We start from the raw sequence: 13,631 nt of genomic DNA, 5'->3' as shown, positions 1-13,631 counted from the left end.
CTTATACTCAACGCTCATACCTGCGACGCGGCGATGCTGGCTTGGACCTGGGGTTGCATCCTCATCATACTGGTGGCCACGCCTGCGGCGAACAGACACATCACCAGGCTCGACCCGCCTGCCGAGACGAACGGCAAGGGGACGCCCATCACCGGTAACAGGCCGATGACGACCATGATATTGACCAACGCCTGGCCAACGATCCAGATGGCGATGCAGATCAGCACCCGTGAGGCGTATTTGTCCGGCGTCTGCAAGGCGATGACGAACATGCACCAACCGAGGATGGCGAAGAGTATGACCACGGCCGCGGCGCCGACAAACCCGGTTTCCTCGCCGATGATGGCGAAGATGAAGTCGTTGTGCGCTTCGGGCAGATAGTTCCATTTTTCGCGGGAATTGCCGATACCGACGCCGAAAAAGCCTCCGGAAGCCATCGCGTACTTGGCATGCATTGATTGGTAGCACTCCCCCTGCAACGCGGAAGCCGGGCACGGACGGTAAGCGGAGGTGATACGAAGCATGCGGTTCGGGCTGGTCACTACGAACAGCACGACCAGAACCGCCAGGACAAGACCGGCTCCGACCAGCCATTTCGCGGGGAACCCTCCGACCAACATCGCCGTGACCCCGATCACCACCAGAATCATCGCGGTGCCGAGATCGCCGCCCAGCATGACCGTGGCCAGACAGGCCAGAAAGATGAGCCCCACGGGCAGATAGGCTTTCAGCCCATCACTCTTGTAGTGTTTTACGGCCGACGCCACCGCCCACGGCATCCACACGCACAGCGCAAGCTTCATCACCTCCGCCGGCTGCATGGTGATCTTGTTGGAAATGCCGATCCAGCCTTTGTTTCCATTGACCTCGATACCCAGCGGGGTCACGGTCAACAGCTGGAGGAAAATCGAGAACACCACGAACGCAAACGAAAACTTCCGATAGCCGCTGGCGTGAGGACGCATCGCAAACGCGCAGACCACCAGTCCGAACAGGCAATAGCCTCCCTGCGTCAACGCCTGTTTCCATGGCGAGGCCCCTCTGGCGATCATCGTCACCGAAGAAGCGGAAAAAACCATGACGACGCCGAAACAGGTCAGGGCGATCACGGCGATGCGGAAACCGTAATAGCACCACAACGGATTCAACAACGCGTGGATGCCTCGATAATCGTCGACCACAAGCACATCAGACGCATCCGTTTCCGCAGGCTCATCGGCGACACGCTTGCTTTCGGCGTTGCGATAGAGCAAGGCGAGACGCGATCCCGACTTCTTCGTGTCCTTGTCATCTTTCTTGTTTCGCGAACCCGTGACTTCGCCCCACCCGATTCCGGACATGGCATTGCGAGCGGCACGAGCCTTTTTCTTTGGCTGGTCCGGCTGCTGTTCATCACGATTGTATACGCGTCTAGCCATGCTTTTGCACCCAGTCATGGGCGGCCTCGGCGAATTGCGAGCCGCGCTCGGCGTAGGAGACGAACTGGTCCATCGAGGCGCAGGCCGGTGCCATCAGCACCACGTCCCCGCTTTGCGCATAGCCACCCGCAGCCTCAACCGCACGGGCCATGACGCTGGGCTTGTCTTTGGGGTCGATCACCGTCAGGGGAATGTCGGGAGCGCTGGCGGCGAACGCGTCGAGCATCGGTTTCTGGTCGACGCCGATGATGACCGCGGCTTTGATGGTCTTGGCCTGATCGGCCACGAGTTCTTCGAAATGGCCGCCTTTCGCCAATCCTCCGGCAATCCATACCACGGACTTGGGCTTGTAGCTGGAAAGCGAGGCGTGGGCCGCATGGGCATTGGTGGCCTTGGAATCGTCGACGAAGCGCACGGTGCCGCCATCCTTCAGCCTGGCGGTGGCGACGGTCTGGATGCGGTGGCCGCCGGGGGCGAAGGCACGCAGGGCGTCGAGGCAACGGCCCGGATCGGCCCCCAAGCCCATCGCCAGGGCGAGAGCGGTGATGGCATCGGCGAGCAGATGCGGGTATACGGTGCCGTCCGGCTCGCACAGATGCGAGAACTCCGTGACTTGGGCCAGCGCGTTCATATCCCCCTGTGGCGCTCCGGCCAGGCCGCTGGCATCGACGATCCAGCCGTCAGCAACGCCGATCTGACCGGGCTTCGGAGTATGAAGGGTGAAACCGATTTTCTGGCATTCGGGGCCGGTCTGCGCCGCAAGCGCCAGAGCCGTGACGCGTTCGTCATCGGCGTTGAAGACCATCACACGTTGGGCGTTGTGGAAGACCTTCGACTTGTCGGCCGCATAATTGGCCATGCCTCCATGCCAGTCGAGATGGTCGGCGGCGATATTGGTGATGGCCGCGCAATCGAGCGCCAGGGAATCGGTGAAATGCATCTGGAAGCTCGACAGTTCCACGCACAGGGCATCGTGTTTCGGGTCGCTCGCAGCCAGGCTGACGGATTTGCCGATATTGCCCACCGCAGGGGCATTCATACCGCAATGGGTGAGCATGGCCGAGACCATCTGTGTGGTCGAGGTCTTGCCGTTGGTGCCGGTGATGCCGACCCAGGGTGCGGGTTCGTGCGCCGCGGAATGCTCGGCCGGAACCCGCAAGGCCCAGGCCAGTTCCACCTCGCTGATAACCGGTATGTTACGGCTCTGGGCCTCAAGAATAAACGGCGTGCGCGGATTGAAAACCGGAGAGGCGACCACGATGTCGACATTGTCCCAATCGATATCATCGAAGGAATTAAGGTCGGCTTCGGGCTTCTTCTCGTCTACGCTCACCACACGTCCCGCGCGGCCTTGCAAGGCCTCTACGGCACCGCGGCCGGAAACCCCGAGGCCCGCGACCAACACCGTTTTGCCGGTCATGTCCAGATACGACGACCCGTTCGCCGCGTCTGCCTGATGCACTGATGAAAAACCGGAATCCTCTGCTGCCTGCATCTCAATCTTCCTTCCCTTGGATCTTGCCCGCCGATGCCTTGTCCGTTGATCGGCGTCAGATCAGCAAGCCGGTACGTGACGCCCAATCGGTATAGAAAACCATGAGTCCGATGAGCACGAACATGAATTCGATCATCCAGAAGCGCACGACGACCTTCTGCTCGCTCCAACCCAGCAATTCGAAATGATGATGGATCGGCGCCATCTTGAAGACACGTTTGCGGGTGAGCTTGAAACAGCCGACCTGGATGACGTCGCTCATCGCCTCGATGACGTAAAGCCCGCCGATGATCACAGCGAGGAATTCGGTGTGCGTGGCGATGGAAAGCGCGGCGAAAAGCCCGCCCAACGCCAGAGAACCCGTATCGCCCATGAAGATGGTGGCGGGGTTCGAGTTGTACCAGAGGAAGCCGAAGCATGCCACGGCGGCGCAGGCCGCGATGATCGTCAGGTCAAGCGGATCGGAAACCGCGTAGGAGTAGCCGGGCTTTGGACCGCCTTTGACGTGATAGCTCTCCCAGAAGGCGATGATGGTGTAGCCGGCCAGGGAGATCATCGACGAGCCGGTGGCCAGACCGTCCAGCCCATCGGTCAGATTGACGGCGTTGGTCCATGCGATCATCAGGAAATTGACCCAGATCACAAAGATGACGATGGCGACGATCTTGCCAGCGAACTCGAAGCTGAAGAACGGATGCTCAATGAAGCTCATGCCCGCCTGTGCGGAGGGGAATCCGGACTTGGTAGGAAGCAGAAGCGCGAGGACGGCATAGATGGTGGCGAAGACGAACTGGCCGAAGAATTTGCCGCCGACGCTCAACCCGGTGTTCTGCTTTTTGCGCACTTTGGCGAAATCATCGATGAATCCCAGAGCGCCCATCGAAACCATGGCGAAAAGCACCAGAACCGCCGACCATGAAACGGCCTGACCACCGCTAAGCCCACGATAGAGCGCCGAAGCACCCCAACCGAGCAGGACGGCGAAGATGATGACCACGCCGCCCATCGTGGCGGTGCCGCGCTTCAGCAGATGCGATTGCGGTCCATCCTGACGGATGTATTGGCCATAGTGCAGCCGGTGCACCACTCTGATCATGACCGGCGTGCCGAGCATCGTGACTACGAGCGAGACCACGATGCCGATGATGAGGGAAATCAATGTTTCGGCTCCACTTCTGTACGTTTCTGCTGTTGCTCATGCGCCCAACGCTCGGCCAAGGCGGAAAGACCGGAAACATGCGATCCCTTGAGCAGCACGACGGTATTGCCGTGCCGGCGGGCAGCCTCGGCGACCAATCGATCGGCCTGCACTGAACTATGTACCCATTGCACCACGACGGGGGTACGCCCGTGCCTTTCCGCCGAGCCTGCGCCCTTTTCGTCCTGTTCGGCGCCCTGTGCCAACGCCTCGGCCAACCGGTCGAAATGCCGGTCGGTCTCGTTGCCCACGGCGATGATTTCATCGATATCGAGGCCGGCGGCATAGGCGCCGATCTGCCGATGCAGTTCGAGCTCGTCGTCGCCAAGCTCAAGCATGGCCCCCAGTACGGCGATGCGATAAGGTTCCGTGCCGGCGGCGTCTGCGTTTCCTGTCATCTGGCCCGCAGACGTCGCCGAGGCATCCCAGCGTGCAAGCCCGTCCAGACCGGCCCGCATGGAATCGGGGTTGGCGTTGAAGGAATCATCGATGAGCGTGAATGCGGCATCGCCGAGATCAACGGTGGAAACGGCCATGCGATGCGGGCTGATATGCTTCACGTCACCGAGACCAGTGGCAATATCGGCCAACGACATGCCGAAATGGCCGGCGACGGTCGCCGCCGCAAGCGCGTTGATCACATTGTGCGCGCCTCCGATACCGAGCTGGACCGACGCGCTGGACCCGTCGGGAGCCGTCAGAGTGAAGCTCGGACGGTCCAATGCGTCGACGGCGATGTCGGCAGCGCTCATTCGCGGGGCTTCCGGCTTTGCATTGCCGTCCAATCCGAAGAACAGCACCTTGCCCGGCGCGAATGTCGTCATGCCCGCCACACGTTGGTCATCGGCGTTCAAGACGGCGATGCCATCCGGGAGCAAGCCTTGCACGATCTCGCTTTTGGCCTGGGCGATGCGTTCTACGGAACCGAATTCCCCCAGATGGGCGACACCGACTTTCAGGACGACGGCCAGGTCCGGAGGCACGATACGGGTCAGATTGGCGATTTCGCCGACATGGTTGGCCCCCATTTCGGCGATGAAAAAGCGGGTGTGCTCCCCGACCTTCAACGCCGTCAAGGGCAGGCCGATGTCGTTGTTGAAGGAGCCGACCGGCGCCACCGTCTCGCCCAACCGGGATAGCAAGGAATCAAGCAGGTCCTTTGTGGTGGTCTTGCCGACCGAGCCGGTGATGCCGATGACCGAAAAATCAGCATCAAGCTCACGCCGGCGCACGATATTATGATGCGCCAAAAGCCCCAGAGCCGCGACCGTATCGGCAACCACGATCTGTGCGATGTCCTCGACACCGGCCACAACGTGGTCGACCAACGCGGCCACCGCGCCAAGTGCCCCGACACCGGCAACGAAATCATGGCCGTCCACACGCTCGCCGCGAATCGCGACAAAAACCGAGCCGGCCTTGACCTGCCTTGAATCGCTGAACACCGAAGTGGCGACGAGACCGTCGGCAGCGAGGTAACCGGGCGCTTCAACGACACGGCCATTGACCGCCTGCGCGACCTCCTCGATCGTCATCGGCATCATTCCGGATCGGCTCTCCGAAATCCCCGTCATCTTAGCACTCACCGCAAGCCACCTTTTGTCTTGTCTTTTCCAATATTGTTGCCACGCATGCCACGATCGGCCAGTGCACGATACTCCACCTGCAACCGGCCGGCAAAGCCATCATTGCATTTCCTTCGAGACGCGAAGTGCGTTGCGGATGTTGCTGCGCCGCACGCCCGCATCCAGGGCCATGGCAATGGCCAAGGAAAGCCTGCGTTGGCCTTGCAGGCCTCCGGACACCATGGTCTGCCCGACCAACCAGCCGGATTCCTCGGTGCAGGTGACCAAACGCTTGCGCTCGTCGATGCTGAAGCCATAACGGCTTCGAGACGTTTCAAGCATATCGTCCGACTGGGTTCTGTTCAACGTTTCGATGGATCCGAGCACATCGACATTGACGCCTTCCAGGGCTCCGGGACGCAACGTCTCGCCGTCGGCGGAAATCACCATCGCCGCCGCCCCGTCTTCCGAGCAGACGGCCAACGCATGCTGAACGTCAAGGATTCCCAAAGGGCAGGTCATCTCCAGCTCGCGCTCCAAAGAGCTGGAACCGGAGGCGCTTATGATGCCCACGGGGTTGCCGAGCATATGCAGGAAATTGGCCAGCCGCACCACATCGGCCTGAATCTCCTGGTCGTCATCGCCGCACACCACAAACACCGCCATGGTGTTGGCCGGCGTCCCCGCGATGTCGGAAGCCAAAGCTCCCATGGTCTCAGGATTTGGATCGGCGAGCAAGGCCGGAACCCCTGCGGATCGTGCCGCCGAGGCAAGCGCGGGCGGCACCATGACCGCGTACGCGCCGCGTGCCACAGCCAAGGAGAGCGACGATGGGTCATCTGCGCTTTTCAGTACGTAGAGAGCCCCCGGTCGCACCGAATCGGGACTGTCGGCGATCGAGGTGACCGTGACTCCGCCGCAAAACCCCGGCTCGAGTTCAAAACCATAATGACTGACGATATAGCCCAAGGTCACACGCCGCGAAATCGACTCGTTCACCACGCTCATGCTTCGACCTTTCCCGTTGAACACTTCGGATTGCCGACAACCACCGCCGCCCGGGGCGATGATAAACGATTGCCAGAGCCCGCTGCCATTCTCACCACGACACAGGAATAGCATTGTTGCGGGGCTGAGAGGTCGGGACCTCATACTTCTGCATAAGGAATTCACCGATCTGCTTGAAGAGCGTACCACTGGTGAGGCCACCGAACATGCCTTGCGGATTTTTCATCGCCACCGTCACCACGAAGCGCGGGTTGTCTGCAGGAAGGATGCCGGTGAAATCGCCGACGATGCTGTCGAGGGCGCCGCTCGGGCCCGCCACCTGCGCGGTGCCGGACTTGCCTGCGATGCGATAGCCGTCGACGCCTGCCGTTCTGTGGTATTCCTCGGCCGCAGACTCCATGGCGTTCATCAGCTGGGAGTCGGCGTTGGGATCGAGGATCCTGGTGCCCTCGTCCTGCGTGGTGGCGGTGACATGGCCGTCGGCGTCCTGCGTCGAGGCGACGATGGAAGGCTTGCGGTAGATGCCGCCGTCTGCGATCGAAGCAATGGCGTTGGTGATCTGCAGGATATTGGTGGCGTAGCCTTGTCCGAAGAGGATGGTGTCGCGGGTGCGCTTGTCCCAAGCATTGGGGTTGTTGAGCGTTCCGCGGGATTCGCCGGGTAGGTTGAGACCGGTGGGTTGCCCGATACCGAATTTGGTGAGCATATCGTAGCGGTCCTGATCCTTGTAATTGTCGGAGGCCATCACTATCCCGACGTTGGAGGACTGCTGAAGGATGCCGGCAAGCGTCCAGTTGGAAGGGGCATGGGTGTCGGAATCGGTGAAGATCTGATTGTTCTTGTCCAATCGGTCGGGGACCTGGAACTGGTCGGTCATCTGGTGGATGCCGTGCTGCAGGAGGCCCGCCATCGAGAAGGTCTTGCCGATCGAACCGGGTTCAAAGGTTTCGGAAACCGCACGGGAAACGTTGAGCTTGGCCTGGTCGCTGCCGGCCTGGATGTCGTCGGAATCGTCAAGGGCAATGATCTGGTGCGTGCGAGTGTCCTCGACGCAGGCAATCGCCCAATCCGCGTGATACTGGGCCTTGCCGTCGGTCAGTACCTTTTTGACGAACCAGTCCACGTCCGAATCAATGGTCAGTTTGACATCGCTGCCGTTGCGGGCGGCTTTGGAATCGGTCACCGTGCCGGGAATCTCGACGCCGTTGTTGCCCTGCTGATAGATCTTGTAGCCATCCCTGCCGGCGAGTGCCCTGTTCTGAACCTGTTCGATGCCGGAAGCCCCGTTCGCCTTGTCGTCGACGCCACCGAGGAAGGCACCCATCAGCGTGCCGTCGGAGTAGACACGGTTCTGCGAGAGTTCACCGTAGACGATGCCACCGAGGCCGAGTTTGTCGAGCTTGCGCTTGGCGGCGGGCTCCACGTCCTTTTTCAGGACCACGTATCGGCCGGAACCGGCAAGCTTGCCTCCCAGCTCCATGGCATTGACGCCCAGTATCGGGGCGGCCATCCTCGCCACGCGCGCGGCACCGACCACGCCGATCGTCTTGCCGCCCTGTTTCTTGCTCTGCGTGCAGTTGTCGGTGATCTGCGTGCTGCAGATCGGGTCATATTCCTGCGCGGCCTTCGGGTCGCCGATGATGGTGTAGCGCTCCACGCTTTGTGCCAGAACCGCCCCGTTGACATCAAGTATCTTGCCACGCATACCGTGGACGGGCACCTTCAATGTGCGCCCTGCCGTGGCGGCCTCAGCCATCTCGCGGCCGTTGAGCAGCTGAAGATTGGCCAACTGCCCGAAGCAGACAACGAACACGAGCGCGAGCACCGTGGCGATGACGGTGCAACGCGACACGAATTGCTTGCTTTTGCTCTTATTGGCACGTGTTCGCATATCACTGACCCTTATCCTTGGGTTGGTAGCCTTGAAGATCTATTGACAACGGACCGGACTGGGGCACCATGCCCATCTTCTGGGCTCGGTCGGGAAGGCTCGCCTGCAAGCCGTCAAGCTGGGCCTGGTCGTCTTCGACGTCCTGATTGAGCTTGCTGATGTTGGACTGCACCTGTGCCGCTTCGAAGGAATCCTGCACCATTTGGGTGCGCAATGCCAAAGAGCCAAGCAGTGCGGCAAAAAGAAAGACCACGGAGATGATGACGTGAACCACCGAAACGGTTTTGATGCGGCCGAAAATCTCGGAAGCCGCGTTGCCGCTTTCCTGTTTGCCTTTGCCTCCGGCAACAACCTGAAGCCGCGGACGGGCATACGCCGTGCGGCTCTCGTCGTCACGCCCGGCCGGTGCGACATGGGAACGAACTGATCTGGCTGTTGACGCGCTCATCATCTCCTCCTTTCCCCTCGATGGTCCCGATTGCGGGTGTCTTGGCTATATTTGCCCCTATCCTGCCGTTGGTCATGCTCGAATCTGGTGCGCCAACGCTCCGGTATCTCCCGGCTCAGCTCCACCCCGCGCAACCTGACGGGGGCGGAACGCGGATTACGCTCGATTTCGGCCTCGTCGGCCTTCAACGCTCCTCGGGTCAATTCACTGAAGAACGGCTGTGCGTCTGCAGGAACCACGGGCAGATCGACCGGCGCATCGATGTTGAGCCCCTGGGCCATGAACGTCTTGACCGTACGATCCTCCAACGAATGGTAGGATTCGACAACCAGCCTGCCGCCGAGGTCCAGCCTGTTGGCTATCTGCGGCAGCGTGCGTTTGAGTTTGTCGAGTTCACCGTTGACCTCGATGCGCAGGGCCTGGAAGACGCGCTTGGCGGGGTTGCCCTTGGCACGGTGGGATTTGGGAACGACACGGTCGACCAGTTCATCAAGCTGGCGCGAGGTTGTCAGAGGTTCCTTGTCGCGTTGCCGGACGATGGCGCGGGCAATCGGTTTGGAGAAGCGTTCCTGCCCGTACTCACGGAAAATCCGGACAAGCTCGTCTTGCGAGTATTCGGCCAGAATCCGCGCGGCGTCGAGGCTTTGGCTGGTGTCCATGCGCATGTCCAGCGGGGCATCGTGAGAATAGGAGAACCCGCGGTCGGTCTCATCGATCTGAAGGCTGGAAAGTCCCAGATCCATAAAGGCGGCATCCACACGCCTCAATCCAAGATCTTCGAGTACGCTGTCGAATTCGTCGAACGCCGCATGAACCGGGGTGAACCGGGCTTCGAGCCCTTCTTCCTTCATGCGTTCGCGGGCCATTCCCAGCGCTTCGGAGTCACGGTCGATACCGATGAGCCGGGCGTTCGGGGCGGCCTTCAAAAACGCGGTCGCATGCCCTGCCAGACCAAGCGTGCAATCGACCACGACGGCTCCGGGCTTTTGTAGCGCAGGCGTGACAAGCCGGACGCATTCGTCGAGCAGAACTGGGGTATGGATGTTGGTCAAATCAGTCATCTCGCCCATCACCATTCCATCGCCGGCAATACGTCATCGGCTATGTCGGAATAGCCTTCCTCCTGATCGGCAAGATAGGCGTCCCAGGATTCCTTGTTCCAGATTTCGGCACGCGTGCCCACGCCGATCACCACGATGTCGTCACCCAGACCTGCGTAGCTGCGCAAGGTCTGCGGCACCAAAACGCGACCCTGCTTGTCCGGCTCACTTTCCACAGCGCCGGAAAGGAAGACGCGCAGGTAGCTTCTGGTCGCCTTGTTGCCCATCGAGGCACGCTGGATACGCGCTGTTATACGACGAAATTCGTTCTGCGGCAACAGATATACGCACTTTTCCTGACCGCGGGCCATCACCATGCCCGCACCGAGTTGCGCGCGCATCTTGGCAGGCAAGGCCATACGCCCTTTCCGGTCGATTTTCGGGGTGTACGTGCCGAGCAGTAATGGTTCGTTTGGAAAATTCGGCACCGCGACGCCTTCGGCCATCGCGGGCGTATGCATCGACGAGGTTGCGCAATCCGCAGGAACGCAAGCGATGGCGGCATCCGTGGGAGCAATAGCAGGGTTCGAGGAAACAGAAGACGGTTTGTCATTGATGGGGTTGTCGTTTGGTCCCGCCATTCCGCCTCCTTATTCGAATTTACCAACTTTTGTGCTCAGTCTTACACTAGCTCACCACTTTACCCCACTTATCACCATTCTTCCCCACAAAAACGCAAAAAACTCATTTTTTCTTCAAAAATAATCACGCAGCACCGGCTTTACAGATTTCTGCCGTCGCCAAAGGAGGCTTTGACGCTTCGCCCTGCCGAGTACGGCGTTAGGCGCACCATCGCGGTCGAGCCATCATCCCCGGGCCGGCCGCTTCATCCCCGGACGGGTTTGACGGCACAATCCTCACAGGCCAGAGCTCATTTCCCAACAGCACAATCGCCCCCACGGAAATAGGGAGCACAGACTAGAATCGTTAATTCGAGTTTTCAAGCAACCAACACAACCGGAACTGCCCGGATAAAGGGGAACCTATAGATGTCGAGCTACTCCTCGCAAATCGACGAAGAACAGCACGCGGTGGATCGTGCATATCAACGGTTGGATTCACTGCGCACCCAGACCCGTTCACGCCTCGATACGGTCCGTGCAGCCGGTGCACACGGTTCCCCGACCATGCGCACCGAACGGGACTCGTTCGCCACCATGTATGAAAACCGGCTCACCCAGTTGCGCGGCGTCGAAGACAGACTCGTTTTCGGCCGCATCGACAGCGACAAGGGCGAGAAACGCTATATCGGACGCATGGGACTTTCGAGCGCCAGTCACGAACCGATCCTGACCGATTGGAGGGCCGAGGCGGCCCGACCGTTCTATGAGGCGACGCCCTCCCATCACGGCGACATCGTCATGCGCCGGCATATCACATTGAATTTCCGCAAGGTGGTCGGCATCGAGGACGAAGTGCTTGACGTCAACTCCGGCCAGGTCGGTCAGGCCGAACAGGCCGGGACGCTGACGGGCGAAGGGGCATTGATCGCCTCACTCAATTCCAAGCGCACCGGCAAGATGACCGACATCGTGGCCACCATCCAAGGCGAGCAGGACCGCATCATCCGCGCACCTATGGATCGTGCCGTCGTGGTACAGGGCGGGCCTGGGACCGGAAAGACCGCCGTGGCGTTGCACCGTGCGGCCTACCTGCTCTATACCCATCGTCGCAGGCTCGAACGTTCCGGCGTGCTCGTCGTGGGGCCGAGTTCCGCTTTTCTGCGATATATCAATCAGGTGCTCCCATCGTTGGGCGAAACCGGCGTCGTGTCGCGCACCATCGGCGATCTGGTCCCGGGCTTCGTCGCCCAGAAATCGGACACCCCCCGTGCCGCCCAGCTGAAAGGCGAGGCCCGCATGGCCAATGCCGTCGCCAACGCCGTCGCCGCACGCGAAAGGGTGCCGAAGCATCTGCCGAACGTGCGAATCAACGGCATGAGCGTTCCCATGCGCAAATCCGACGTAATACGTGCGCTCGAGGACGCCAAACGCACCCGTTCGCCTCACAACAAAGCCCGGAAGACCTTTGTGCGCAGCGTCTTGAGCGCAATGCGCAACCGGTACGTCGAAAATCTCGATTACACACCGGAGCAATCGGAAATCTCCGATGTGGCAATGCAACTGAAAATGCATGACGAGATTCGCAAAACGCTGAATCTCGCCTGGTTGCCGATGAACGCGCCATGGCTGATCGATCAGATGTTCGCCAAACCAACGCAACTGCGACGATTCGCGCCGTGGCTCACCGACGCCGACATCGAAGCGCTGACCCGGCCGAAGCATTCGCCGCTCACCGTTTCCGACATCCCGCTTCTCGACGAAGCCATGGAACTGCTTGGCCCCGACCCGAAGGTCTCGGCGCGCGAAGCCGCGGCTCAAGCCAAGCGCGAGGAGGAGGAACGCTTCGCCCGCGATACGCTGGCTCAGGCCGGCATCGGCTCGGGCATCGTGACTTCCTCCATGCTGGTCGACAACATCAACGGCCTGGACGCCGAGGCCGTGGCCCAGAAGGCCGGAGCCGACCGCGAATGGACTTACGGGCATATCGTCGTCGACGAAGCCCAGGAGCTTACGGCGATGGACTGGCGAATGCTCATGCGTCGCTGCCCCTCGCGCTCGTTCACCATCGTGGGCGATGTGGCACAGACCTCGGCTTTGGGCGGCACCCGGCGCTGGGAGAAGACCATGGACCGCCTGTTCGGTGCCGACGGCTGGGATCTCAAAGAGCTGACCATCAACTATAGAAATCCTCAGGAAGTCTCGCAACTGGCGACACGTTTCGCAGAACGCGAGGGGCTGTATGTCTCCACCACCAAAGGCGTGCGTACGATGGCGGATTCGGTCAAACGAGCGAACAGAGGAAACGTCGACGACAACGAAAGCGGAATGCTGCAGACCATTGGCGACGAAGCGCTGGACTTGGTCGAACAATTCATTTCCGATGACGGGATAGGCCGCGTTGCCGTCATCGCCCCGGATTCATTGAACACCACGATACGCCAAAACCTTTATCGTCGATTGGTTAGCGTTAAAGGTCAACCAACCGCTACGAAACTCATGCAGATAGGCAACTCGAACAACGCAACCGGCGCGAATCCCGACTTCGACGAATCTCCCAGCGACGCACCTTTGAGCGTCTGCGACACGCAGATGATCAAAGGCCTGGAATACGACGCAGTGGTTCTTGTGCAACCGGGAACAATCGCCCAAGACGCGCCATCTCGCCTTTCGGGGGCCGCCGACCTCTATGTCGCCCTGACACGCCCGACCCAACGCCTCGTCATCGTCCAAACCGAAAACGACAGGAACCTGCTGGGCATCTGACAGCGCGAAAGACACGGTTGCCGTTGTTCGACGCATTGCATGAGCAAACCGCCGAGCGACAATCAGACTGCCGTAGCAATTGTCCTGTTGCCGGCGTCAACGCGCCATAACCCACACTGTCATAATGGTACGGGTGGTTGAAATCATAGGAGTTCAACCACCCGTACCATTGAAGCAATCTT

The 13,631-nt window shown here is 60.4% G+C and carries 9 protein-coding genes and 1 pseudogene; 1 reads left to right on the top strand and 9 read right to left on the bottom strand.

Annotation, left to right across the window (positions count from 1 at the left end; all coding sequences use genetic code 11):
- Positions 1–14: 14 nt before the first annotated feature.
- The 9 genes and pseudogenes from OZX64_RS02925 to mraZ form a co-directional block, all read right to left on the bottom strand.
- A complete protein-coding gene (locus tag OZX64_RS02925) occupies positions 15–1,418 on the bottom strand; it encodes a putative peptidoglycan glycosyltransferase FtsW (protein ID WP_277173719.1) in 1,404 nt (467 codons plus the stop codon).
- Positions 1,411–2,838, bottom strand: a complete 1,428-nt coding sequence (gene murD, locus OZX64_RS02920) for a UDP-N-acetylmuramoyl-L-alanine--D-glutamate ligase (RefSeq protein ID WP_277157442.1) — start codon at positions 2,836–2,838, stop codon at positions 1,411–1,413. Before murD ends, OZX64_RS02925 begins: the two co-directional genes overlap by 8 nt.
- 130 nt (positions 2,839–2,968) lie before the next feature.
- On the bottom strand, positions 2,969–4,072 hold the full coding sequence (mraY, locus tag OZX64_RS02915) for a phospho-N-acetylmuramoyl-pentapeptide-transferase (RefSeq protein ID WP_277156129.1): 1,104 nt from the start codon (positions 4,070–4,072) through the stop codon (positions 2,969–2,971).
- Positions 4,069–5,655 carry a UDP-N-acetylmuramoyl-tripeptide--D-alanyl-D-alanine ligase gene (gene murF / locus OZX64_RS02910; protein ID WP_277174951.1) on the bottom strand — a complete coding sequence of 529 codons (1,587 nt, stop codon included), beginning with the start codon at positions 5,653–5,655 and terminating at the stop codon, positions 4,069–4,071. The genes mraY and murF overlap by 4 nt, the downstream gene beginning before the upstream one ends.
- A 141-nt stretch (positions 5,656–5,796) precedes the next feature.
- Positions 5,797–6,684: a UDP-N-acetylmuramyl peptide synthase gene (locus OZX64_RS02905; RefSeq protein WP_277173717.1), complete on the bottom strand. Its 888-nt coding sequence runs from the start codon at positions 6,682–6,684 to the stop codon at positions 5,797–5,799.
- A gap of 91 nt (positions 6,685–6,775) precedes the next feature.
- Positions 6,776–8,575, bottom strand: coding sequence for a penicillin-binding protein 2 (locus tag OZX64_RS02900; protein WP_277173715.1), 1,800 nt, complete (start codon positions 8,573–8,575; stop codon positions 6,776–6,778).
- 1 nt (position 8,576) lies between these two features.
- Positions 8,577–9,023, bottom strand: coding sequence for a hypothetical protein (locus OZX64_RS02895; protein ID WP_277173713.1), 447 nt, complete (start codon positions 9,021–9,023; stop codon positions 8,577–8,579).
- Between the two features lie 80 nt (positions 9,024–9,103).
- Positions 9,104–10,084, bottom strand: a pseudogene (rsmH, locus tag OZX64_RS02890) (16S rRNA (cytosine(1402)-N(4))-methyltransferase RsmH); the annotation flags it as partial.
- A gap of 8 nt (positions 10,085–10,092) precedes the next feature.
- Positions 10,093–10,584 carry a division/cell wall cluster transcriptional repressor MraZ gene (gene mraZ, locus OZX64_RS02885; protein WP_277174948.1) on the bottom strand — a complete coding sequence of 164 codons (492 nt, stop codon included), beginning with the start codon at positions 10,582–10,584 and terminating at the stop codon, positions 10,093–10,095.
- A 528-nt stretch (positions 10,585–11,112) separates the two neighbouring features.
- Here mraZ and OZX64_RS02880 point away from each other — a divergent pair.
- A complete protein-coding gene (locus OZX64_RS02880) occupies positions 11,113–13,449 on the top strand; it encodes an AAA family ATPase (protein ID WP_277173711.1) in 2,337 nt (778 codons plus the stop codon).
- Positions 13,450–13,631 lie beyond the last annotated feature (182 nt).

Source organism: Bifidobacterium sp. ESL0704 (assembly GCF_029392075.1).
In the GTDB taxonomy this organism is placed as follows: Bacteria; Actinomycetota; Actinomycetes; order Actinomycetales; family Bifidobacteriaceae; genus Bifidobacterium.
Note: the sequence above shows the minus strand (reverse complement) of the source record. Positions and strands in the feature narration are given on the sequence as shown.

What these genes read in the sequence shown, in the direction of transcription:
- OZX64_RS02925 (WP_277173719.1), bottom strand. Translation starts at nt 1,418, where the DNA reads ATGGCTAGACGCGTATACAATCGTGATGAACAGCAGCCGGACCAGCCA.
- murD (WP_277157442.1), bottom strand. Translation starts at nt 2,838, where the DNA reads ATGACCGGCAAAACGGTGTTGGTCGCGGGCCTCGGGGTTTCCGGCCGC.
- murF (WP_277174951.1), bottom strand. Translation starts at nt 5,655, where the DNA reads ATGATGCCGATGACGATCGAGGAGGTCGCGCAGGCGGTCAATGGCCGT.
- OZX64_RS02905 (WP_277173717.1), bottom strand. Translation starts at nt 6,684, where the DNA reads ATGAGCGTGGTGAACGAGTCGATTTCGCGGCGTGTGACCTTGGGCTAT.
- OZX64_RS02900 (WP_277173715.1), bottom strand. Translation starts at nt 8,575, where the DNA reads ATGCGAACACGTGCCAATAAGAGCAAAAGCAAGCAATTCGTGTCGCGT.
- OZX64_RS02895 (WP_277173713.1), bottom strand. Translation starts at nt 9,023, where the DNA reads ATGAGCGCGTCAACAGCCAGATCAGTTCGTTCCCATGTCGCACCGGCC.
- mraZ (WP_277174948.1), bottom strand. Translation starts at nt 10,584, where the DNA reads ATGCATACGCCCGCGATGGCCGAAGGCGTCGCGGTGCCGAATTTTCCA.
- OZX64_RS02880 (WP_277173711.1), top strand. Translation starts at nt 11,113, where the DNA reads ATGTCGAGCTACTCCTCGCAAATCGACGAAGAACAGCACGCGGTGGAT.